Raw genomic sequence first — 22,129 nt, 5'->3', positions numbered from 1 at the left:
GGTCAGAACTTCTCCGGTCGGACGAGGGCGACCACGAGGAAGACGACGGCGGTGACCGCGAGCACCGCGGCGAGGATCGAGAAGAAGGTCATGACCGGTCGCCTCCGCGTCCTGCGGGGCGGGCGGACGAGGAACGAGCTTCGGGGCCCAACTTCTCGACCCCCTTGGCGACGAGCGCGACCAGCGCGAACAGCGCGGCGGTCACGGCGAGGAAGACGACATCGAGCACGACGACTCCAGGTTCGGGACGGAACCGCGGGCGAGCCGCGGGCGCCGCGGGGCGGCACGTCTGTCGATACAACTCCGCCGGGCCGCGGCATCCTCGGGCCCTAACGCTTTCCGTACGGGTCGCTCACGGACCCATACGGAGTGCTTACGGGGCGGCTGTGCGCACAGCTCCTGCGGAAAGGGGGCCGCCCGACTCTGAACCGCTTGATGAGGTCGGCTGCGCAGGAGCTGTGCAGCGGCCCGGTCGAGCCGCCTCCGCGGAGCGCACCGCCGGCGAGCCCCCGGGTTCCGCGGCCGGCAGTGCACGACTCCTGCGCCGTGTCCCGCCGGGGGCATCGAGACCACCGCAGCCGCGGATTCTGCAGGAGATGTGCGCCGACCGCGCATGATGGAGACATGGCCGAGAACGACGTGCGCGTGAGCGCGGGGCTGGTGATCCCCGCGTCCGAGCTGTCGTGGCGGTTCTCGCGCTCGTCGGGCCCGGGCGGTCAGGGGGTGAACACCGCCGATTCGCGCGCGGAGCTGATGTGGGATGCCACGGCATCCGCCGTTCTCTCGACCGTGCAGCGCGAGCGCGTGCTCGAGCGGCTCGGCGACCGGCTGGTCGACGGGGTGCTGACGATCGCGGCTTCCGAGCATCGGGCGCAGCTGCGCAACCGCGACGCGGCCCGCGCCCGGCTCGCCGCCCTCGTGGCCGAGGCGGTGCGGCCCCCGGCTCCGCCGCGCCGGGCGACGAAGCCGACCCGCGGGTCGAAGGAGCGCCGCCTGCAGGCCAAGCAGCGTCGCACCGACGTCAAGCGGATGCGGCAGCGCCCGACGGACTGACGGGCGCGCGCCCGCGTCGGCCCAGCCATCCCCGCCGAGTGTCCAGGACACCCGGACGCTCCGGAGATCCGCCCGGGTGTTGTGGACACTCGACCCTGGTCGGGCGCGTCAGGCGCCGCCCTCGGCGCGGCGGCGACGCACCTGCTCCTCGAGGTCGGCGAGGTGCATCTCGCGCTCGAGGTCGGCGATCTGCTGCTCCGTGGTGCGTGCGTCGCGCGGGGCCGGGGCGGGCGACGGGTCGGGCTGCCTCTGCCACCGCCGCGGGTCACCGAAAGTCAGGGGAGCCGTGCGCTGCTCGTACTCGCGCCCGATCGTGAACCACAGGATCGACCCGATCAGCGGCAGCAGCACGATGAAGAACACCCACACGAACTTCGGCATGTGCTTGACCTGGTCGTCGCGGCGCGTGATGGCATCGATCAGCGCGATCACCATCACGACGAGGGTCAGCAGGGCGAGGATCGGCATGGCCCCCACCCTGGCGGAGCACTCCGAGCGGCGTCCACCTTCTGGCCGCGTTGCGAAACGCCGAACGCCCCCGCCGCGTGGCGAGGGCGTCCGGATCGGTTCAGGATGCCGGATCCGACGGCGTCTTCTTCACGCGCTGCGCCGGGACCTCGGCGATCGGGCGGCCGCTGCGCGATTGGCCGGGCAGGGGGCGCGACCGGCGTCCGTAGATGAGCTCCGACGAGTCGAGCAGCCACGGCACGAGCGTGATCGAGACGCCGTGCACGAGCATGAGCTGCTGGGCCAGGCGGCGCGAGCGGCGGTTGTGGAGGATCGACTCCCACCAGTGCCCCACGATGAACTGCGGCAGGTACACGGTGACGACGGCGGAGCCGTTGTTCGCGCGGTACTTCTTGATGAACGTCGACACGGGCGAGCTGTAGGTGCGGTACGGCGAGTCGATGATGACGAGGGGCAGGGGCATGTTGTGCTCCGCCCACTCCCTCTGCAGCTTCGCCGCGTCTTCGTCGGTGATGGCGACGTGCACGGCGAGGGTCTTGTCGTGATTGGCGGCGAGGGCGTAGTCGATCGCCTTCATCACGGGCTTCTGCAGGCGGTTGACGAGGACGATGGCGACGTCGCCCGACGAGCCGAAGTGCACGTCGTCGTCCATGCGGATCTCGTGCTCGACGTCGCGGTAGTACCGGTTCACGCCGATCATGAGCACCGCCAGGATCGGGATGGCGATGAACACCAGCCACGCGCCGTGCGTGAACTTCGTGATGGTCACGATGAGCAGCACGAGCACGGTCATGGCCGCGCCGACGGAGTTGATCCACAGGCCTGCGATGGCCGAGCGGCGTTCGATCGCCGCCGACTGCTGCTTCGCCGCCTCGGGGGGCAGGTCCTTCAATCCGCGCAGCGTGCGGCGCCAGTGCTTGACCATGCCGATCTGGCCGAGCGAGAACGACACGAAGACGCCGATGATGTAGAGCTGGATCAGCGTGGTGAGGTTGGCCTGGTAGACGATCAGCACACCGATGGCGACGATGCCGAGGATGATCATGCCGTTCGAGTACACGAGCCGGTCGCCGCGGGTGTTGAGCGCCTTCGGGGCGTAGCCGTCGCGCGCGAGCACCGACCCGAGCAGCGGGAAGCCGTTGAACGCGGTGTTGGCCGCGAGCAGCAGCACGCACGCGGTCGCGGCCTGGATGATGAAGAACGGGATGCTGCCCATGCCGAAGGTCGCCGCGGCGACCTGGGCCATGAGGCTCGGCTGCGGGTTGTTCGCGCAGTCGAACCCGATGAGGTGGCAGGGGTTCTCGGCGTAGTGCACGCCCGAGATCAGCGCAAGCGCGGTGAGGCCCACGAACAGGATGATCGCGATGCCGCCCATCATCGTCAGCGTCGTCTGGGCGTTGCGGATCTTCGGCATCCGGAACGCGGGCACGCCGTTCGACACGGCCTCGACGCCCGTGAGAGCGGAACAGCCGCTCGAGAACGCGCGCAAGACGAGCAGGATCAGCGCCGCCTGCGTCAGCGACTCCGCCTGCACCGCGTACTGCGCGCTCGAGGCGACGGGGGCGAAACCGAAGAGGGTGCGACCCAGGCCGACGACGATCATCACGCCGACCGACCCGATGAACAGGTAGGTGGGGATCGCGAAGACGCTCGAGGCCTCGCGCACGCCGCGGAGGTTGACGATGACGATGAGGATGACGAACCCGACCGCGATTTCGACGCGGAACGGGTTGAGTTCCGGGAGCGCCGAGATGATGTTGTCGACACCGGATGCCACCGACACGGCCACCGTGAGCACGTAGTCCACGAGCAGGGCCGCTGCGACGACGACCCCCGGCACTTCGCCCAGGTTCTTGCTGGCGACTTCGTAGTCGCCGCCGCCCGAGGGGTAGGCCTTGATGAGCTGACGGTAGCTGAGCACCACCACGACCAGCAGCACCACGACGGCCACCGCGACCCACGGGCTGAGGGTCAGCAGAGCCGTTCCGCCGATGAGCAGGATCATCAGCAGCTCCTGCGGGGCATAGGCCACGGAGGAGAGGGCGTCGGAGGCGAAGATGGGCAGCGCCATCTTCTTAGGGAGGAGCTGCTCGTCGAGTTTCTCGGACGTGAGAGGCTCGCCGATCAGAATGCGTTTCGCGATCGGCGTCTCTTCGCCGTCAACGCGACTTTCGTCAGTCACGGCGCGCGACATTACGCGCACTCCAGGCTCTGCGCAATCTGACGCGCACGGCGTTCACCGGATGGTCGACCTCCACGGATCCTCCCGGACGACCTCCATCGGGTGAAGGACGTCGTCCGGGAGTGCCGAAGAGTGTTTTCGCGGGTGCGATCTGTCCGTCACGCGTCGGGCGCGAGGCCCAGCTGGGTGAGGATGCCCAGCTCGTCGCTGCTTCCCCAGCGCTCGGCGAGCTTGCCGTCGACGAAGGTGCTGATCTGCACGCCGCGGATCTTCACCGGCCGGCCTGTCGGAGCGTGGCCGCGGAACTCGCCGGTCTGCGTCCCGGTCAGCGTGTACGCGAACGCGACGCTGTCGTCATCCGCGACGAGCTTCTCCACCGCGAGTGCCATGTCGGGGAACGCCGTCCGCAGCTCGCCGAAGAACGCGGCGTACCCGCGCGGACCTTGCTCCTGACCGGGCGCCGGGTCGTGGTCGACCGAATCGGGAGCGACGAGGTCGTCGAACGCGGCGAAGTCGCCCGCGTTCACCGCCTCGCCGAATGCCTGCTGGGATGCGATGTTCTGCTCACGAGTCATGGGATCTCACCTTTTCTGCACGCCACCGGTGCCTGAATCGACCGTGCTGGTCGCGAGCGACGGTATGCCGCCACCTCGGTCGTCACCGGAGGGTTGACCGTCGGCGGTCGGCCTGCTGTGCCCGGTGTCGCGGCGCCACGACGCCGGGCACGAGATGCGGCCCCGTCGAAGGATGGGCCTCGACGCGGGAGCGGTCTCGACGGGGTCAGGCGGCGCAGCGCTCGGCGATGTATGCGGCGATCGCGTCGGCGCCGACGTGGTCGTGCGCGGTGATCGTGACGACGGTGTCGGCGACGAAGACGAGCAGTTGGCCGTGCGCGCCATGCAGCCGCCACGCGGCACCGGGGCCGTCCCATCCCGCGAGCGCGTAGCGGCGATAGCCCTCTCCCGCGCTCCCCGTTCCGATCCACGCCGTGTGCAGCGCATCCACCGTCTGCGCCGAGACGAGGCGGCGCCCGTCCCACATGCCGCGGTCGCGGATGAGCTTTCCGAGACGGGCCATCTCCTCCGTGCGGAGGGAGAGTCCCTCGCCACCGAGCACCCGCCCGAGCGGGCAGCGTCGCCATGCGACGTCGTCGAGACCCAGCGGGGTGAACAACCGCGGTCGCAGGAACTCCTCGACGTCGCCCGTGCGCTGCGACAGCGCGTGCATCGCGGTGTACGTGCTCGCGTTGGAGTACTGGAAGACGCGCCCCCGCGTGGGGCGGGAGAGGAACTCGGCGGCGACGTCGGGCCAGTCGGTCATCATCGTCTCGGAGTAGGGGAAGTCGATGCCGCTCGACATCGACAGGAGGTGGCGGAGGGTCACGTCGGTGGCGGCGGGCAGCAGCTCGCCCACCGGGGCGTCCAGCGCCGCGAGACCCTCGTCGGCCGCGATCCCCGCAGCGAGCACCGCGACGGCCTTGGCGACCGAGTGGATCTCCTCGCGCTCGTCGGGCGCCCAGCGGTGTTCCGCGACGGCGTCGCCGACCCGCACGTGCAGTCCGTGGGCGCGGAAGCCCGTGTCGTCGATGCGGGCGACGAGCTCGTCGCGGAGGCGGGTGGCGCGGCACATGTGCACAAGGCTACGGAGGCCCGACCGACCTCCCCCTAAGCTCGCGGGGTGCACAACATCGTCGGATCGGGGCTGCTCGCCGTCTTCGCGGGTGCGGTGGTCGCGGTGGTGGCGTTCGTGCCGTTCGTCGCGGTCAGCTATCGCCGTCGCGGGGGATTGACGCTGTGGCGCACCCTGCTGTGGGCGGGCGCCGCCGTGTACTTCTGGGCGATCTGGACGTACACGCTCATCCCCCTGCCCGACGGCGACGCCTACCGCTGCGCGGGGGTGAACCTCCGCCCCTTCGAATTCGTCGACGAGATCCGCGCGGCGGTCGCCGTCTCGGGCCGCTACCTCACCGACCCCGTCGTGCTGCAGGTGGCGTTGAACGTGCTGCTCTTCCTCCCCCTCGGCTTCTTCCTCCGCGTCCTCGGCGGACGCGGCATCCTGATCGCCGGAGTCGCGGGCCTGGTCGTCTCGGGGGTCATCGAGACCACGCAGCTCACCGGCGTCCGGGGGATCTTCCCGTGCGCCTATCGCGTCTTCGACGTCGACGACCTGATCGCCAATACCTCGGGAGCGCTCCTCGGGTCGGTACTCGCGTTCGCGGTGCCCGCGCAGCACAGGGGAGTGCAGAAGAGCCCGGATGCCGAGCAGCCCCGCCCGGTCACACGTCGCCGTCGGTTGCTCGGCATCGTGTGCGACGTGGTGGGCGTGTGGCTCGTGGGCTTCGCCGTCTCGGTGGCCGTGCAGGCGGCGATCGCCCTCACCCTGGGGGATGCCGCGACCTTCTCGACCGACGAGGTGGCCTCGCTCGCGGGGACGCTGGCCTCGGCCGGCCTGTGGCTGGTCGTGATCCTGACGACGGGGAGGTCGATCGGCGACCTCGCCACGCGCGTGCGGTTCACGAACGGTGTGCTGCCGGCGTGGGTGGCGCGACCGCTGCGCTTCCTCACCGGGGCTGGAGCGTACGCCGTGCTCGCGGGGCTGCCCGCGCCGTGGTCGTTGACGGCCTTCGTGCTCGCGCTCGCGACCGGGGCGCTCCTCGTCGTCTGGCGTGACGGGCGGGGTCTCACCGGGTGGATCGGGCGCCGCCGCCTGGTCGACGACCGGGCGGGAGTGGTGAGTCCGTCGGTCGACGCGTCGTCGTCGGCCCGCGGCACCCTCGAGTGACGGCGAAGATCGCCATCCGTCACAGCGCGTTCCAGCCCTGGATCTGACGGCCCGGGTGGACGTCACCGGTTCGCGGCGAACTCCTCGGCCAGCACGCCCATGAGCACCTCGTCGTGGAAGCGACCTCCGTGGAACGCCACGGCGCGGCGCACGCCCTCACGCACGAATCCGGCCTTCTCGTAGGCGCGAAGGGCTCGCGTGTTGAAGGCCCAGACCCGCAGTTCAACCTTGTGCAGGCCCAGCTCGTCGAAGCCGTAGCGGAGCATCGTGCGGGTGGCATCCGTGCCGTAGCCGCGGCCGACCGCGTCGGGGCCGATCATGATCGCGAACGTCGCGACACGCGCGGGCAGGTTTCCTCCCCACAGCGTCGCGTGGCCGATGAGGCGCCCCTCCTCGTCGTCGATGCTGTAACCCGCGCCGCCGGGGGAGTCGTTGCGGCTCCACGCCTGGAACATCTCCCGCACGGATGCGACGGGCCGATGCTGCACGCCGCCCTGCTGCAGGACCGCCGCGTCGTCGCGGCGCCACCAGTCCACGAGGGCGTCGAGATCGGCGTCGGTGGTCGCCCGCAGGCGGACGCATTCGCCACGGAGCAGGTCGGCACCGTAGGCGAGCGCGGAGGAGGTGTCGCGAAGGTCGTCCATCCATCGACCGTAACGGGGCGTCGCCAACAGACCCAGAGGAAAGGGCCTCAGGCGAACATCTGCCGCAGCGCGGCGAGATCTCCGGCGTCGAGAGCGCGGGCGATCACGTCCGCGTCGTCGGCCGAGGGGAACAGGCCCGCCAAATCGTCCCGGAAGATCGAGCGCATTTCGTCGAGATCATCGGCATGGGCGGCGACACGCATCGCCTCGATGGCGCGCTGATAGGGGATCTGCTGATAGCCCCCGGGGGCATCGGGGGGACTGAAGTACGGGATCCACGGAAGCGATCCATCGGGATGCAGGAGCAGCACGTCTCCGGGCTGGATCACGCGCGTGTGGTTGAGGTCGGCGATGCTCAGCGGGTTGGCGATGCAGAAACGATCGCCGATCGCGTAGAGCGAGTCGCCCGGTTCGACGGTGTAGGTCATGACGACACCGTCGTCGTCCACTCCCACCGGACCGGCGGCGAGCTCGCGCGGGCCTCGGTCGATCAGGTCGTCGTTCAGGCTCGCGCTCATCCTGCCGAAATGGATCCACCGCGGGATATCGCACCCTTCGGGGTCGTTCCGCCGGATCATGAGGCCGTTGCCGACGTCCACGTAGCCCTCGCCGAGCCCGGTCGCGTCCGTCTCTCCCGCGCCGGATGCCGCGGTCTCGGTCGGGGAGGGAGCGGGCACGGCCGCACCGATCGACGTCACGTGCGTGAAAGCGGCCGACACGGCGGGAGCGGCGAGCGCGAAGAGCCCGCCGACGACGACGATCGACACCCCGCTCGCGATCGCTGCTGCCTTCTTCATGCGCTCACCCTACGGGGGTGCCTTCGCGGATGCCGGCGATTCTGCGGACGCGGGCCGCACCCTCGCAGAGGCGGTGTCCCCTGCCTGGCGATGACCGGAGGGATGCGTGTCGCCACCCCCGAGGCGTCTCGGTCGGGAGAAGGACCGCGCTGCGCCACCCGCCGCGCTACCGTGACCCCATGAGAGAGCCGCTGTCGCCGGCGGACGCGCGCATCCTGGCGCTGGAGTCCGACGTGGTGCGCGGGCACGCCCTGAAGCTGCTCGTGCTCGAGCCGGGCCCGTCCCTCGACCTCGAGGCCGTGCGCGCGAGCGTCGCCGAACGCCTGGGTGCCTTCCCGCGCGGCCGTCAGGTCGTGGTCGACGACGGCGAAGGACCCGCGTGGGTCGACGCGGCCGAGGTCGAGGTCGCGCACCATGTCCGCCGCTTTGCCGCGGGCGACCCGGCGGGCCTGCGCGCGGTCGTCGGGCGGCTCATGTCGGAACCCCTCGACCGGTCGCGGCCGTTGTGGACGATCGACCTCATCGGGCCGCTCGCCGACGGGCGCGAGGCCGTGGCCGTGCGCCTGCATCACGCGCTCGCCGACGGACTGACGGCCGTGCGCTTCCTCGAGGCGGTGGTCTTCGAGCCGCACGACGCCCCGGCTCACGAGGTCGGCATCCGCGATCCCGCGGCGCGCCCGACGCGTTGGAGCGAATGGGAGCGGATGCCGCTGACCGTCGCCCGCGAGCTCGGCCACCCGGGATCGCATTCGCCGTTCGACCGCCCTCTCACCGCACGCCGTGCCCTGGCGTTCGTCGACGTGCCCCTCGCCGAGGCGCGGGCGGTCGGTGCGTCTCGCGCCGCGCACGCGACCGTCAACGACGTGCTCCTCGCCGTGATCGCGGGGGCGCTGCGCCGACGGCTCCTCCACCACGGCCACACGCCGCGGGTGAACGCCCAGGTGCCCGTGAGCCTGCACGAGAAGGGGGAGGATGCCGCGGCATCCGGCAATCGCGACTCCTTCGTCGACGTGGGCCTGCACCTGCACGAGCCCGACGACCTGCGCCGACTCGACCTGCTGAGCGCGCAGATGCGCGCACGCAAGAACGGACGCGATGCCCGGGCGCTCGACGAACTGTTCCACGCGCTCGCGTCGGCGGGGCCCCTCGGAACGTACGTGCGCGGCCTCGCCGACGACCCGCGCGAATTCGCGCTCGCCATCTCGAACGTGCCCGGTCCCCGCGTCGCGGTGGCCGTCGCCGGGCGCCGCGTCGGACACGTCTACACGTCGTCGGAGCCGGGCCCCCGCCACGCGCTGCGCGTCGCGGCGATCTCCAACGACCGCTGGCTGGGCGTCGGCTTCTGCGTCGACCCCGCCGCGGTGCCCGACGTCGACGAGCTCGCGGACGCCGCGCACGACGCGTGGGAGGCGCTGCGCGCCGGGACCGAGTGAATCGGTCGCGGTCGCGACCCGCCCCGGCATCCGGCGTTCACGTGTCGCGTCCCGGCCCCGCTCGATGCCGGGACGGCACCCGTTTCGATGCCGTGACACCGCACGCACCGGCACCGGCCGCGCCGCCTAGGCTGGACGCGGAGGGTCGGATGTCGTCGAGAGCAGGGCGCGCGCAACGCGTGGGCCGCGGTGTCGCCGCGGCGGCCGTCGCGACCTTCATCGCGACCGTCTCGCACGCCTCCGTCGGGGCGGAGCTCCCTCCCACGCTCAACGCCGTCCTCGCGCTGTGCCTCGCCGCCCCCGTCTGCGTGCTGCTGGCGGGGCGCACGGCGTCGTGGTGGCGCCTCTCGCTCGCGGTCGTGCTGAGCCAGGCGCTGTTCCACGGCATCCTGGCGCTCGATCTGAGCGGGAGCGGCGCGGGGCCGATGTCGCACCACGGTGCCGCGCCGCTTCTGCTGGATGCTGCCGCCACGGGGCCGGCGCACGCCGCGCATTCGCCCTGGATGTGGGTCGCGCACGCGTTCGCGGCGGCGGTCACGATCCTGGCCCTCGGTCGCGGCGAGCGGGCGGTGCGGGCGATCGCGCGCTTCTTCGTCGCGGTGCTTCTGCGGCTGCGCCCGTTCCGCGGGCCGGCGGCGCGCACGGATGCCGTCCGCACGGCACCCGAACCACTGTTGCTGACGACGGCGATGACGGTGCTGTCGCCGATGAGGCATCGGGGTCCGCCGCGCGCGGCGTGACCTCCGACACCCTCCTTCGCGGCGCGTCCGTCTGATCGGCGTGCCCATTCGCAGAAAGCAGCACCCATGTCTCGCAAGACCATCCTTCGTCGTACCCTCGCGGGCCTCGCCACCGGCGCCGTCCTCGCCATCGGCGCGCCGCTCGCGGCGTCCGCGCACGTCACCGTCAACCCGAACACCGCGACGCCGGGCAGCTACGCCACGGTGAACTTCCGCGTCCCGACCGAGTCCGAGACGGCATCCACCGTCAAGGTCGAGGTCGCCCTGCCCACCGACACCCCGCTCAGTTCCGTGCTCGTCGAGCCGGTGACCGGGTGGACCGCCACGGTCGAGAAGGGCGCCCTCCCCGCCCCCGTCGAGGTCGACGGCAACACCATCTCGGATGCCGCACTGAAGATCGTCTGGCAGGCCGACCCGGGCATCGGCATCGGCCAGGACCAGTTCCAGATCTTCTCGGCCGTGCTCGGGCCGGTGCCCGACACCGGGCACCTGCTGCTGCCGGCGACGCAGACCTACTCCGACGGGGAGGTCGTGGAGTGGGCGGCGACGCCCGACCAGGTCGCAGCCGACGACACGCTCGAGCCCGCGCCGGTGCTCTACATCAACGACGCTCCGCCGACCGGGGAGCACAGCCACGGGACGTCGACGACGGCGGCCTCCGCCACGGACGACCACTCCAGCGAGGCGAGCGCCACGACGAGCGACTCCTCGTCGGGCGTCGCGCTGGGGCTCAGCATCGCGGCCCTCGTGGTCGCCGCGGCCGGTGCCGTTCTCGGCGCCCTCGCCTTCGCGCGTCGTCCGAAGCGCGCGTGAGCATGCGCTCCCGCACCGCGCTTCGCCGCGCACTCGCCGGGGCGGCGGTGATCGCTGCGGCGATGACCGCCGCCTTCGGCGGGGCCACGGCCGCATCCGCGCACGACAGCCTCGTCTCGTCGTCTCCCGCGGAGGGCGACAGCGTCTCGAGCCTGTCGGAGGTCACCCTCGACTTCAGTGCCAACCTGCTCGGCGCCGACGGGGGGAACCTCGTCATCGTGGTGGGACCCGACGGCCGGCACTACGAGAGCGAGTGCGCTGCTCTCGCCGGTCCCACACTGACGACCGCCGTCGCGCTCGGGGCACCCGGCGACTATCAGGTCGAGTGGCGCGCGGTGTCGTCCGACGGTCATCCGGTGTCGGGCGTCATCCCGTTCACCTGGACGGGCGAGAGCGCGTCCGACGGCTCGGAGCAGTCGCCCTGCGCCGCCGCCGTCGGCGCGGGGGAGGCCGCACCGGAGACGGATGCGGCGTCGCCGGCAGGGATGTCCGGCCTCACCATCGGACTGCTCGCGGGCGGCGGTGCCGTGGTGGTCGTCGGCATCCTCATCGTCATCATCCTCCGCACCCGCAGCCGCGAGGACTGAGTCCTCGGACCGCCCGCCGTCGGACGTCCACGTCCGCGGCGGGCGGCTCGTGCCGGGGTGAAGTCCTGCGGACGACGGCATCCGGATGCCGGGACGGCGGCTCCGGGGCGCCCGACGCCGGGGCCCGGACTACAGGCTCGAGCCCGCCACCGAGAAGGTGTCGCAGGCGTTCACACCGCCCTGGCGGCCCGCGTCGAACCACCGCGTCCGCTGCTCGCTGGAGCCGTGCGTGAAGCTCTCGGGGTTGGTGACCTGGCCCGCCTCGGCCTGGATGTGATCGTCGCCCACCGCGGCCGCCGCCGAGAGCGCATCGGTGATCTGCTGCTCGGTCGGGGGCTGCAGATACGGCGTGCCGTTCTCATCGACCTGCTCGCCGGCCGCGGCGACCCAGGCGCCGGCGTAGCAGTCGGCCTGCAGTTCGGTGCGCACGCCGTTGCTGTCGGGGCCCGTGCCGTTGTTCGGGTACTCCTGCATCACCCCGGTGAGGTTCTGCACGTGGTGGCCGTATTCGTGGGCGAGCACGTAGAGCTGGGCGAGGGGACCGGCGGTGGTGTCGTACTGCTCCCGCAGGATGGAGAAGAACGTCGGATCGACGTACACGGTCTCATCCGGCGGGCAGTAGAACGGTCCCGTCGCGTTCGACGCCGTCCCGCACGAGCTCGACGTCGCCCGGTCGACGATGATCAGCTGCGGCTCCCGGTACCCGTCGAGGCGCTCCTGCCAGAACTGATCGATGCTGAGGGTCGCCGCCGCGAGGCGGCACGTGTCGTCGTTGTTGGCATCCTGTCCCGTCGCACAGTTGGCGATCGCCTCTCCGCCGCCCTGGGGCGCGGCGGGGGCGCCGCCGCCGAGGAGCCCCGACAGGTCGGTGCCGGTGAACGCCGAGATCAGCAACACCACGATCGCACCGAGTCCCACCGCGCCGCCGCCGACGGCCGCGACCGTTCCGCCGCGCCGCTTGGCCGAGTTCCCGCCGACGCGGGCATTGTCGTTGAACGTCACGGCGTTCACGGTACGCGCGCCGACAGCCGCGAACACGGGGCTGGACTTCTCACCGCCGAGTGGGAGCACACCTCCGTGAGCGCCCCGGCGCCGGGCGCCGACCTGGCGTGCCCAACGTGTCGATGAGACCGGATGCCCCATCTTCCTGTCTTGCGCCCCGGGCCGCGCCGCCGCCCATGCTCATACGTATTCACGAAACACGATCGTTACCGTCCGATGTGAACGCTTAGGCTTCCCTAAGCGCTATGCATACGTATACTGTTTGGCCATGTCATCCACCAAGAAGCGCGCTATCGCCCTCGCCGCCGTCGCGGCCGTGGGTGCACTCGCCCTCTCCGGATGCGGCGCGGGTAGCCGCACGGGGAACGCGAATGCCACCGAGGTCACCTGCGACTACACCGCCCCCGAATCCGCGACCACGGTCAACGTGCTCGCCTACAACTCCTCCGCCATCGATCCGTTCACCGACACGATGGTCTCCAGCTGCACCAAAGATGATGTCACGGTCAAGCACGACCCGATCGACTTCGGCGGCCAGGTCACGAAGACCACGGCCACCCTGTCGGGGGACACCGGCAGCTACGACATCGTCGAGACCTACGGCTTCGTCATCCCGAGCCTCGCCGTCGACGACAAGCTCGTCCCCCTCGACGATCTGTTCGCCGAATTCGCCGACAAGTACGACCTGAACGCGATCAGCGAGTCGATGCGTCAGGGCATGTCGTACGACGGCAAGCTCTACGCCCTGCCCATGCAGGCGCAGATGTTCGTCATGGCCTACCGCACCGACGTCTTCGACGAGCTCGGCCTCGAGGTCCCCCAGACCTTCGATGACATGATCAGCGCTGCCGAGGCCATCAAGGCCTCGGGCAAGATGCAGTACCCGATCGCGCTGCCGTGGCTCGCCACCGCCGACGTGACGACGAGCTTCCAAGCCGTCATGAACTCGCTCGGCGGCGACTTCGTCGACGCGAACGGCACGGTCACCCTCGACACCCCGGAGGCCAAGGAGGCGCTCCAGGCCATGCAGAGCCTGCAGCCCTACATGGACCCGCAGGTGACCACCTTCGACCAGCCGAAGGTGCAGCAGCAGATGTACAACGACACCGCGGCGATGTCGATCATGTTCTCGGGGCGCATGAGCGATCTGACCAAGTCGGAGAACAGCAAGCTGTCCGAGAACTTCGGCTTCGCGGCACCGCCGAAGGTCTCGACGTCGGCGCCGTACCTGTACGACCGCCTCTCGATCGACGGATGGTCGATCCCGTTCAACACCAAGCTCGACCACAAGATGCTGTTCGAGATGATGGCCTCCGCCGTCAGCGAGGACGCGTCGAAGGCCTCGGTCCCGGCGGCCTACCCCGCTCGCGAGGGCATGGTCACCGCCGACAACTCGCCCTACGGGCAGGCTGCCAACGACTCCATCGCGGGTGCCATGCCGCCCGTGGTCTCGCCGGTGCTGGCCCCGATCAGCAACGAGATCACGCCGATCGTGGCGCAGTTCCTCGCCGGCGGCCTGTCGGTCGACGAGGCGACGGCGCAGATGCAGGCAGCGGGGGAGAAGATCGCGGGCTGACGCCCGCCATCGCCCGCATCCACCGGTGAACAGGTGGGCCCGGCCCGGTCGACGACGACCGGGCCGGCGCCCCACTGAGAGGAGTCGTCCCGTGAAAGCACGCGAGTTCTGGGTGTTGTTCGCCCCCAGCCTGGCCATCATGAGCGCTCTGCTCGTGTTCCCCCTTCTGCGTACCGTGCAGTGGAGCTTCGAGAACGTCCGGTACGGCGTCCCGGGGACCTTCGTCGGTCTCGCGAACTTCACCGACGCCCTGAGTGATCCGCGGTTCCATCGGGCCGTCGTCTTCACCATCGCCGTGACGGTGGTCACCACCGCCATCCTGCTCGTCTTCGGGTATCTGATCGCCATCGCGGTCAACACCCTCCGCCTGTCGCGACCGCTGGTCCTCGGCATCATGCTCGTGTCGTACGTGCTGCCCAATCTCGTCGGCGCCGTCGCCTTCTCGTGGCTGTTCGACGACAACTTCGGAGGGGTGGTCAATCGATTGATCGGCTTCCTCGGCGGAACGCAGGTGCTCTGGTTCACCGATCAGGTGCCCAACGCCCTGCTCGTCATCCTGAACACCGTGTGGCAGATGCTGCCGTTCGCGATGCTCATCATCCTCGCCGGTCTGCAGGGAGTGCCGGTCGAGTTGCGGGAGGCCGCTCGTATCGACGGGGCGAACGCGTTCCAGACGCACCTGCAGGTCATCATCCCCACCATCCGCGGGGTGCTGGGCTTCGTCTGCCTCATCACGATCATGGATGTGCTGCGCATCTTCGACGCCCTGATCCCGTTGTCGCCGCAGGCGGAGACGATCGGCAACGAGTCGATCATGCTCTACGTCTATTCCGTGGCCTTCGCCAACGGCGCACAGGAGCTCGGTCTCGGCAGCGCCATCAACGTCCTGACCATCCTGCTGATGCTGGTCATGCTCATCCCCTTCATCCGGGGCATCTTCAAGGAAGCGAAGGCGGCCCGATGACCCTCCGCACCGAAGCGCTCTCCACGCGCGCGATCACCACCGGCGACATCGAGGGCAAGAACCGACGGCCGCGGCCGCGGCGCCGCATCCGAGGTGTCACGGGGTTGCTGCTCGGCATCCTGTGCTTCCTCATGCTCAGCCCGTTCATCTGGATGACGCTGTCGGTGACGAAGCCGACCGACGTCGCCTTCGCCAACCCGCCCGTCCTGTCGGGCTACGAGCCGACGCTGAAGGCGTTCGTCGACCTCTGGGAGACCACCTACTTCGCCGACTATCTCGTCAACACCCTCTCGGTGGCGGTGATCTCCACGTTGATCGCCCTCGTCATCGGCATCCCCGCCGCATATGCGCTCTCGCGGTTCCCCAGCTACATCTCGGCCCTCCTGCTCGTGCTGGCCCTGATCTTCCGGGCCCTGCCGCGCTTCGCCGTGGTGCTGCCGATGTACGACATCAGCCGCGCGCTCGGGATCTACGACACCACCTTCGCGCTGGCCATCGCCCTCGTCGCGATCAATCAACCGTTCACGATCTGGCTACTGCGCAACTTCTTCGCCGAGATCCCCCGTGAGCTGGACGAGGCGGCCATGATCGACGGCTGCACCCGCATCGGCATGCTGCGCCGGGTCATGATCCCGCTGATGGGACCCGGCATCCTGACCGCCGGCATCTTCGTCTTCCTCTTCGCGTTCCAGGAGTATCTGACGGCGCTGGTGCTCACCGATACCTCGTCGAAGACGGTCCCCGTCTTCATCGCCACGCAGCTCGGTCAGACGCTGCCGATGCTCCAGCAGGCGGGCGCGGCGTCGATGCTGCTGACGATCCCCGTCGTCGTCATCGCCTTCATCGCGCAGAAGTACCTCGTGGCGGGTCTGAGCGACGGCGCCGTCAAGGGCTGAGGGTGTCGGCTGCGCCCCTCGTCCTGCTGGCGGGGATGAACTGCACGACCGACCTGTGGACGGGGTGCGGTCTCGACGACGCTCTCACCCCGGCGGTGGATGCCGACGACCTCGACGCCCAGGTCGACCGGCTTCTGCGGACGCTGCCCGGACGGTTCGTGATCGGCGGCCTCTCGCTCGGCGCGATCGTCGCGATGGCGCTGGCGGTGCGCGCGCCCGAGCGCGTCGTCGGCCTGTGCGTCACGGCGGCCAACGCGAAGGCGCCCACCCCGCGGCAGCGCGAGGGATGGGCGGTGTGGCTCGACCGGCTGTCCGCGGGGGAGTCGCCCGCCGCACTGCAAGCCGGCATCCTGCCCGTCCTGCTGTCGGCGAGTGCGCGCGAGACCCGCCCCGACCTCGTCGAGCGGACGATACGCATGGGGGAGGAGACTCCGTCCCGGGTGCTCGAAGCGCAGCTGCGCCTGCAGGGGAGCCGCATCGACCTCCTGCCGCACCTGCGTTCCACCGCCGTGCCGACGCTCGTAATCGCGGGGGCGGACGACGCGCTGTGCCCACCGGATTTCCACGACGAGATCGCCGCGGCGCTGACGGGCGCGCGTCAGGAGCGGCTCGAGGCGGGGCATCTCGTGCCGCTCGAGCGACCGTCCGAATTCGGCGCCCTCGTGCGCGCGTGGCGGGCCGGGTCGGATGCCGTGCCGCGCGGTGCATCGGCACGCTCGGGTCGCACCGGAGCGAGCGACCGTCCGCTCTGACGCCGGCAGCCGGCGACGCGCGGCCGGGCGCTCGGGTACCGTCTCGGATGCCGCGCGGGCTCCTCGCCATCATCGATCCGACCCGGGCGCGTCTCGTCGATGAGCCCCGCCCTGGGGGAGGGTTCCTTTGCCGCAGATGGTCTCTCCCCGGCGCGCGGGGCGACCACGCGGGGCAACTGACGCCGGGCGCGGGAGGCGCGTTTGCCGCAGATGGTCTCCCCCGGCCGTACCGGGGCGACAACGTGGGGCAACTGGCCGCGATGGGCGCGTTCGCCGCAGATGGTCTCTCCCCGGCGCGCGGGGCGACCACGCGGGGCAACTGGCGCCGGGCGCGGGAGGCGCGTTTGCCGCAGATGGTCAGGGGTGAGAGGGGCGGGCCGGGGGCTCAGGAGAACTCAATCGACAGCCGCCCGAAGGCCGCGGAGGTGCGTCATGAGCGATGACGCGAGGTTGTAGACCACGAGCCTCGCTCCGTCGTCGAAGGCCGCCGCCGCGGCGGCGGGGGTGCCGACGATGTCCATGCGCATCTTGCCCGCCGCCGCCACCGCGCGGTTCACGACTGCGGTCGCCTCGGGGAGGGGGAGGTCGTCCGGGCCCGTGGATGCCGCGAGGTCGGCCGGCCCGATCATGATCCCGTCGAGGCCGGGCGCGGCGGCGATGGCGGCGGCCGCGGAGACCCCTGCGGGCGACTCGATCATCCCGAGCACGAGGGTGTTGCGCAGGTACCAGTCGCGGTGGTCTTCGGGCGCCGTTTCGCCGAAGCGTCCGGCCCGGCTGTAGGTCGCGAAGCCGCGCGTGCCGACGGGCGGGTAGTGAGCGGCCGCGACCACGGCTGCCGCCGCGGCCGCGTCGTCGATGTGCGGCACCAGCACGCCTTGTGCGCCCTGGTCGAGCACGCGCAGGATCGCGCCGGGGTCGTCCTCGCCGACGCGGACGATCACGGGCACGCCGTGCATCGTCGCGACCGCGATGTGCTGACGCAGCGCGATGACGTCGGCGGGGCCGTGCTCCGCGTCGATCAGAACGAAGTCGAACCCGGCGACGGCGAGCATCTCGGTCAACTCTTCGGCGGGCATGCGCAGCAGTGCACCGATGAGCCGTTCCCCGGACTCGGCACGCGCGCGGAGCGAGACCGGTCGGCCCGGCGGGTTCACGCGATCATCCCCGCGGAGAGATCGACGTCGGCGCCGCACATGCCCGGCATCGCCAGCATGGCCACGACCGCCGCTCCGACCTCGGCCTCCGTCACCATGCGCCCGAGTGCTGCGCGCGAGACGAACGCGGCCTCGGCTTCGGCGGCGGTGCCGCCCGAGCGCTCGGCTTCGCGTCGGAAGTTGCGGGCCATGCGCTCCCCCTCGACCGGCCCCGGCGACAGCGTGTTGACGCTGACCCCCGCGGGGCCGACCTCGAAGGCCAGCGTGGCCGTGAGGCCGAGGACCGCCATCTTCGACGCGGTGTAGGGCGTGCGGTGCGCGAGGGGCCTCTTGCCCGAGACGGAGGCGAGATTGACGACGTCGCCGGCTCCTCGCGCGACCATCGCGGGCAGGAACGCGCGGCACATGAGAAAGGTCCCGCGCACGTTGACCGCGAAGACCTCGTCCCATTCGTCGACGCCGATGTCGGTGAGGGCGGCCACCGGGCCCGCGATGCCGGCGTTGTTGACGAGGATCGAGACCTCGGTGCCGGCGAGCGCCTCGCTCAGAAGAGCCACGGAGTGCTCGTCGGCGACGTCGCAGACGAACGCGCGCGCCGATCCCGGCAGCCGATCCACGACGGCGTCGAGCGCGTCGCGCCGGCGCCCGACGACGACGAGGTCGGCCCCGGCGGTCGACAGGGCGTGGGCGATCGCCGCTCCGAGACCGCTGCCTCCTCCCGTGACCAGCGCGGTGCGTCCGGTCAGATCGGTCATCGCGCTCCCGCCGTGCTCTGCTCGATCCAGGGGAAGGTCGCGTCGCCGTGGCGCCAGGCGCGCGCGTCGCCGGAGCGGGCGTGGCCCTCGAAGAGCTCGACGCGCGCAGCGCGGCCGCAGACCTCGCCGAGCATCGCGGAGGACGCGGGGTCGGTGATCTCCTGGTACGTGATCGTGCGCAGGTACTTGCCCACCCAGAGGCCGCCGGTGTAGCGGGCGGCGCCGAGCGTCGGAAGCACGTGATTGGTGCCGATGACCTTGTCGCCGTACGAGACGCAGGTGTTCTCGCCGAGGAACAGCGCCCCGTAGTCGTGCATCTTCTCGAGCGCGGCGCGGGGCTCGCGCGTGAAGATCTGCACGTGCTCGAAGGCGAACGAGTCGGCGAGGGCGTATGCCTCCTCGAGATCGTCGACCACGATCACCTGGCCCCAGTCGCGCCACGCGGGCTCGGCGTAGTCGCGCGTGGACATGCCGGGCAGGATCTCCTCCACCAGCTCCATCACGCGTTCGCCGAGGGCCCGCGAGGTCGTGATGAGCACGGCCGGCGATTCGGGCCCGTGCTCCGCTTGCGAGAGCAGGTCGACGGCGGTCAGGAACGGATCGGCGTCGTCGTCGGCGACGATGAGGATCTCGGTCGGGCCCGCGAAGAGGTCGATGCCCACCTCGCCGAACAGCTGCCGCTTCGCCTCGGCGACGTAGGCGTTACCGGGTCCGGCGATCAGGTTGACGGGGGCGATCGTCTCGGTGCCCACCGCCATGGCCGTGACGGCCTGGACCCCGCCGAGGATGTAGATCTCGTCGGCGCCGGCGAGCTTCATCGCCGCGACCGTCGCCGCGGGGATCTCGCCGCGGATCGGCGGGGTGCACGCGACGACGCGCGGGACGCCGGCCACCTTGGCCGTGATGATCGTCATGTGCGCGGATGCCGTGAGGGGGTATTTGCCGCCCGGGATGTAGGCGCCGGCGGCCCGCACGGGAACGTGCTTCTGCCCGAGGTGCACGCCGGGCAGGGTCTCGACCTCGATGTCGACGAGCGAGTCGCGCTGTGCCTGCGCGAACGTGCGCACCTGCTCCTGGACGAAGCGGATGTCCTCGATCACCTGGGGGTCGAGGGTGGCCATGATCTCCGCGACGCGCGCGTCGTCGAGGCGGAAGGGCTGCTCCCACCGATCGAACTGCGCCGCGTACCGGCGCACCGCGTCGTCTCCCTGCGTGCGGATGTCGTCGATGATCGTTCCCACCCGGGCGGCGACGTCGCTCTGCGCGGTGTCGGTGAACGACTTCGTGGGCGCCTTCTTCAGGTAAAGGGGCATCTTCGCATCCTCTCGTTGCATACGTATGCTCACATCATGACTGCGTATGCACGCGGGGTCAACCTTTCGCTAGACTTCGACCCTCAGCACTGAGTCGCCAGGGGGGATCCATGGCCGTCACGAGCAGAGACGTCGCTCGACTGGCCGGCGTCTCGCAGCCCACCGTCTCCCGCGCTCTGCGCGACGACCCCCGCGTGTCGGAAGACACCAAGAAGCGCGTCCGCGACGCCGCCGCGCTCCTGGGATACGTGCCCAGCGAGGCGGGGCGCGCGCTGTCGTCGGGGCGGACGCGCCGCATCGGCCTGCTCGTGACCGACCTCGACAACCAGTTCTATTCGCACATCATCGCCCCCCTCCACCGCGAGCTCGAGACCCACGGCTATCAACTGGTGCTGCACACCGAGACCACCGACGAGTCGGTGGCGGAGCGTCTCATCGCCAACGGCCTGGACGGCGTCATCCTCGCCACGACCACGGTCGAATCGGTCGTGCCGCTGCGCCTGCGCGACAGGGGTCTGCCCTTCGTGTACTTCAACCGCACGGCGGCGCTCGTCGACGCGGATGCCACGGTCGTCGCCCCCTCCGCCGGATTGCAGGATGCCGTCGATCGCGGCCTCGCCCTCGGGCATCGGCGCATCGGGGCGGTGCTGGGGCCGCAGAACACCAGCACGGGCCGTTCCCGCGAGCGCGCCTTGCGCGCAGCGCTCGCCGACCGCGGAGTCTCACTGGACGCCGATCTCGTGCGCCACGGACCGTTCGACACCGACGCGGGCGACGCCGCGACCGCGGAGCTGCTGGCGCTCGAGGGTGCTCCCACCCTGATCTTCTGCGGCAACGACGTCATGGCCTACGGGGCGCTCAACGCCGCCCGGCGGGCGGGTGTGCCGGTGCCCGACGGCGTCTCGATCATCGGTTTCGACGACCTGCCCCCGGCATCCTGGCCCATCATCGAGCTCTCAACCATCGCCTACGACTACGTGCAGATGGCGCGCGAGGCGGGACGCCTCATGGTGCGCCGCATCGAGGAGCGCCCGCAGGAGTACGCCCACGTGGAGTTTGCGACGACCTTCATCGAGCGCCGCACGCTCGCCGCCGCCGTCACGCGCTGACCCTTCGGCGCGGACTCGAGCGGGAGATGTCCGGCGTGCGCAGGACTCTTGCGTGGCGGTTGTGCATACGCATACACTGCCGACATCGCCCGCGCCGACCTGGCGCCACACACGAAGGAGCCCCGAGTGCCTCTCGACCCGGTCGCCTACCAGCCGTACGCGGATCCCGATGACTTCATCCGCGAGGTCACCGATCTGATCTGGGTGGACCGTTCCATCAGCTTCATCCGAGACAACTACGAACCCGACTCGATCGTCCACGGGGCGTACGGCACCTCGACCACCCGCGACGAGGTCATCGAGGGCACCCTCATGCGCATCTCGGCGACCCCCGACCGCACCGGACAGGCGGAGGACGTCATCTGGGAGGCGCGCGGAGACGATGCGTTCCTCAGCTCGCACCTGGTGCTGTCGGGGCACCTGCAGTCGTCCGACTACAGCCGCACGATCGCCAACTGCCTGTACCGCCGCGGCCGCATGGTCGAGGAGTGGGTCGTTCGCGACACCCTCGCCGGCGCCCTCGTGCTGCAGAGCGATCTCGACGAGCTCGCCCGTGCGCAGGCGTTCCGCGGCTACACCGGCACCTGGACCGAGCCGGCTCCGGCCGACCCCATCGCGGTGGGCGACTCGGGCCCCCGTCCCGACGACTACCGCCCCGAGGTGGAGCGCGTCGTCGAGATGATCCAGACGGTGTGGAACGACCGCGACCTGCAGAAGGTCGAGAAGTTCTTCCATCGTGACCTGGTGCTGCTGACCGTCGGCAACCGCCTCGTCATCCGTCCCGAGGGGTACCGCCGCGCGCTGCTGCGGTTCCTCGAGTCGTTCCCGGCCGGGCGGTTCGAGATCCGCGACATCCAGACCAACTACGACGTGCGATACGCGGGTCTGCGCGTCGCGGTCACGTGGAAGTTCGTCGGCGACTACAACGGCGTCGCGAACTACGGCCCCCTCACCGGTCGCCCCGTCGACGTACTGGGGATCTCGCAGTTCACCTTCCACCAGGGGGCGCTGGTGAAGGAAGTGCGGCTGTGGGACGACATCGCGCTGCGCGCGCAGATCGCCGGAATGCGAGGCGACGAGCCCGTCGTCCTCGGCAACATCTACTGATCC

Annotated in this window: 24 protein-coding genes; 12 read left to right on the top strand and 12 right to left on the bottom strand. The window is 70.6% G+C overall.

The annotated features are described in order from the left end of the window. Positions 1-2: 2 nt before the first annotated feature. Both RWH45_RS05985 and RWH45_RS05980 read right to left on the bottom strand, forming a co-directional pair. Positions 3-92, bottom strand: a complete 90-nt coding sequence (locus RWH45_RS05985; protein WP_315993965.1) for a potassium-transporting ATPase subunit F — start codon at positions 90-92, stop codon at positions 3-5. Then, positions 89-229 carry a hypothetical protein gene (locus RWH45_RS05980; protein ID WP_315993964.1) on the bottom strand — a complete coding sequence of 47 codons (141 nt, stop codon included), beginning with the start codon at positions 227-229 and terminating at the stop codon, positions 89-91. The genes RWH45_RS05985 and RWH45_RS05980 overlap by 4 nt, the downstream gene beginning before the upstream one ends. Positions 230-624: 395 nt before the next feature. On the opposite strand from RWH45_RS05980, the gene arfB reads away from it, so the two are divergent. After that, on the top strand, positions 625-1,053 hold the full coding sequence (arfB, locus tag RWH45_RS05975) for an alternative ribosome rescue aminoacyl-tRNA hydrolase ArfB (RefSeq protein WP_315993963.1): 429 nt from the start codon (positions 625-627) through the stop codon (positions 1,051-1,053). A gap of 108 nt (positions 1,054-1,161) precedes the next feature. Here arfB and RWH45_RS05970 read toward each other — a convergent pair whose 3' ends face one another. The 4 genes from RWH45_RS05970 to RWH45_RS05955 form a co-directional block, all read right to left on the bottom strand. Then, entirely contained in the window at positions 1,162-1,521 is a 360-nt protein-coding gene (locus tag RWH45_RS05970; RefSeq protein WP_315993962.1) for a PLD nuclease N-terminal domain-containing protein, read from the bottom strand. Between the two features lie 100 nt (positions 1,522-1,621). After that, positions 1,622-3,715, bottom strand: coding sequence for an APC family permease (locus RWH45_RS05965; RefSeq protein WP_315993961.1), 2,094 nt, complete (start codon positions 3,713-3,715; stop codon positions 1,622-1,624). 146 nt (positions 3,716-3,861) lie between these two features. Further along, positions 3,862-4,278: an ester cyclase gene (locus RWH45_RS05960; protein ID WP_315993960.1), complete on the bottom strand. Its 417-nt coding sequence runs from the start codon at positions 4,276-4,278 to the stop codon at positions 3,862-3,864. Positions 4,279-4,483: 205 nt separating this feature from the next. Beyond that, positions 4,484-5,332: a serine hydrolase domain-containing protein gene (locus RWH45_RS05955; protein ID WP_315993959.1), complete on the bottom strand. Its 849-nt coding sequence runs from the start codon at positions 5,330-5,332 to the stop codon at positions 4,484-4,486. 48 nt (positions 5,333-5,380) lie between these two features. On the opposite strand from RWH45_RS05955, the gene RWH45_RS05950 reads away from it, so the two are divergent. After that, entirely contained in the window at positions 5,381-6,484 is a 1,104-nt protein-coding gene (locus tag RWH45_RS05950; protein ID WP_315993958.1) for a VanZ family protein, read from the top strand. A gap of 62 nt (positions 6,485-6,546) precedes the next feature. On the opposite strand, the gene RWH45_RS05945 is transcribed toward RWH45_RS05950, so the two are convergent. Further along, complete coding sequence (locus tag RWH45_RS05945; protein WP_315993957.1) at positions 6,547-7,128, bottom strand: GNAT family N-acetyltransferase; 582 nt, start codon at positions 7,126-7,128, stop codon at positions 6,547-6,549. A gap of 47 nt (positions 7,129-7,175) precedes the next feature. After that, the gene (locus tag RWH45_RS05940) at positions 7,176-7,925 is read right to left on the bottom strand and encodes a LysM peptidoglycan-binding domain-containing protein (RefSeq protein ID WP_315993956.1); all 750 of its coding nucleotides are present in this window, start codon (positions 7,923-7,925) and stop codon (positions 7,176-7,178) included. 179 nt (positions 7,926-8,104) lie between these two features. Here RWH45_RS05940 and RWH45_RS05935 point away from each other — a divergent pair, with 179 nt between their 5' ends. The 4 genes from RWH45_RS05935 to RWH45_RS05920 all read left to right on the top strand — a co-directional run bounded on the left by RWH45_RS05935 (position 8,105) and on the right by RWH45_RS05920 (position 11,498). Next, on the top strand, positions 8,105-9,358 hold the full coding sequence (locus tag RWH45_RS05935) for a wax ester/triacylglycerol synthase domain-containing protein (protein ID WP_315993955.1): 1,254 nt from the start codon (positions 8,105-8,107) through the stop codon (positions 9,356-9,358). Between the two features lie 149 nt (positions 9,359-9,507). Beyond that, positions 9,508-10,098: a hypothetical protein gene (locus RWH45_RS05930; RefSeq protein ID WP_315993954.1), complete on the top strand. Its 591-nt coding sequence runs from the start codon at positions 9,508-9,510 to the stop codon at positions 10,096-10,098. 66 nt (positions 10,099-10,164) lie between these two features. After that, positions 10,165-10,911, top strand: coding sequence for a YcnI family copper-binding membrane protein (locus tag RWH45_RS05925; protein ID WP_315993953.1), 747 nt, complete (start codon positions 10,165-10,167; stop codon positions 10,909-10,911). Between the two features lie 2 nt (positions 10,912-10,913). After that, on the top strand, positions 10,914-11,498 hold the full coding sequence (locus RWH45_RS05920; RefSeq protein WP_315994597.1) for a copper resistance CopC family protein: 585 nt from the start codon (positions 10,914-10,916) through the stop codon (positions 11,496-11,498). 129 nt (positions 11,499-11,627) lie between these two features. Here RWH45_RS05920 and ypfJ read toward each other — a convergent pair whose 3' ends face one another. Beyond that, entirely contained in the window at positions 11,628-12,500 is an 873-nt protein-coding gene (ypfJ, locus tag RWH45_RS05915) for a KPN_02809 family neutral zinc metallopeptidase (protein ID WP_315993952.1), read from the bottom strand. A gap of 472 nt (positions 12,501-12,972) precedes the next feature. On the opposite strand from ypfJ, the gene RWH45_RS05910 reads away from it, so the two are divergent. The 4 genes from RWH45_RS05910 (at position 12,973) to RWH45_RS05895 (ending at position 16,688) form a co-directional block, all read left to right on the top strand. After that, positions 12,973-14,076, top strand: a complete 1,104-nt coding sequence (locus tag RWH45_RS05910; RefSeq protein ID WP_391403412.1) for an ABC transporter substrate-binding protein — start codon at positions 12,973-12,975, stop codon at positions 14,074-14,076. A gap of 91 nt (positions 14,077-14,167) precedes the next feature. Then, positions 14,168-15,040 (top strand): carbohydrate ABC transporter permease, encoded by an 873-nt coding sequence (locus RWH45_RS05905; RefSeq protein WP_315993950.1) that lies wholly within the window; start codon positions 14,168-14,170, stop codon positions 15,038-15,040. Continuing rightward, the gene (locus tag RWH45_RS05900; protein WP_315993949.1) at positions 15,037-15,936 is read left to right on the top strand and encodes a carbohydrate ABC transporter permease; all 900 of its coding nucleotides are present in this window, start codon (positions 15,037-15,039) and stop codon (positions 15,934-15,936) included. Before RWH45_RS05905 ends, RWH45_RS05900 begins: the two co-directional genes overlap by 4 nt. Positions 15,937-15,938: 2 nt before the next feature. Further along, entirely contained in the window at positions 15,939-16,688 is a 750-nt protein-coding gene (locus RWH45_RS05895) for an alpha/beta fold hydrolase (RefSeq protein ID WP_315993948.1), read from the top strand. Positions 16,689-17,083: 395 nt separating this feature from the next. Here RWH45_RS05895 and RWH45_RS05890 read toward each other — a convergent pair whose 3' ends face one another. From RWH45_RS05890 to hisD, 3 genes are read right to left on the bottom strand one after another with little or no spacing between them, the layout of a single operon-like run. Further along, positions 17,084-17,842 (bottom strand): HpcH/HpaI aldolase family protein, encoded by a 759-nt coding sequence (locus RWH45_RS05890; protein ID WP_315993947.1) that lies wholly within the window; start codon positions 17,840-17,842, stop codon positions 17,084-17,086. Further along, complete coding sequence (locus RWH45_RS05885; RefSeq protein WP_315993946.1) at positions 17,839-18,597, bottom strand: SDR family NAD(P)-dependent oxidoreductase; 759 nt, start codon at positions 18,595-18,597, stop codon at positions 17,839-17,841. Before RWH45_RS05885 ends, RWH45_RS05890 begins: the two co-directional genes overlap by 4 nt. Then, positions 18,594-19,910, bottom strand: a complete 1,317-nt coding sequence (gene hisD / locus RWH45_RS05880) for a histidinol dehydrogenase (RefSeq protein WP_315993945.1) — start codon at positions 19,908-19,910, stop codon at positions 18,594-18,596. Before hisD ends, RWH45_RS05885 begins: the two co-directional genes overlap by 4 nt. Positions 19,911-20,020: 110 nt before the next feature. Between hisD and RWH45_RS05875 the strand changes: the two genes are divergently transcribed. Both RWH45_RS05875 and RWH45_RS05870 read left to right on the top strand, forming a co-directional pair. Beyond that, positions 20,021-21,019, top strand: coding sequence for a LacI family DNA-binding transcriptional regulator (locus RWH45_RS05875; protein WP_315993944.1), 999 nt, complete (start codon positions 20,021-20,023; stop codon positions 21,017-21,019). A 126-nt stretch (positions 21,020-21,145) separates the two neighbouring features. Next, positions 21,146-22,126, top strand: a complete 981-nt coding sequence (locus RWH45_RS05870; protein WP_315993943.1) for an ester cyclase — start codon at positions 21,146-21,148, stop codon at positions 22,124-22,126. Positions 22,127-22,129 lie beyond the last annotated feature (3 nt).

Origin of the sequence: Microbacterium galbum, from assembly GCF_032464915.1 — a bacterium.
GTDB lineage: Bacteria > Actinomycetota > Actinomycetes > Actinomycetales > Microbacteriaceae > Microbacterium > Microbacterium galbum.
Note: the sequence above shows the minus strand (reverse complement) of the source record. Positions and strands in the feature narration are given on the sequence as shown.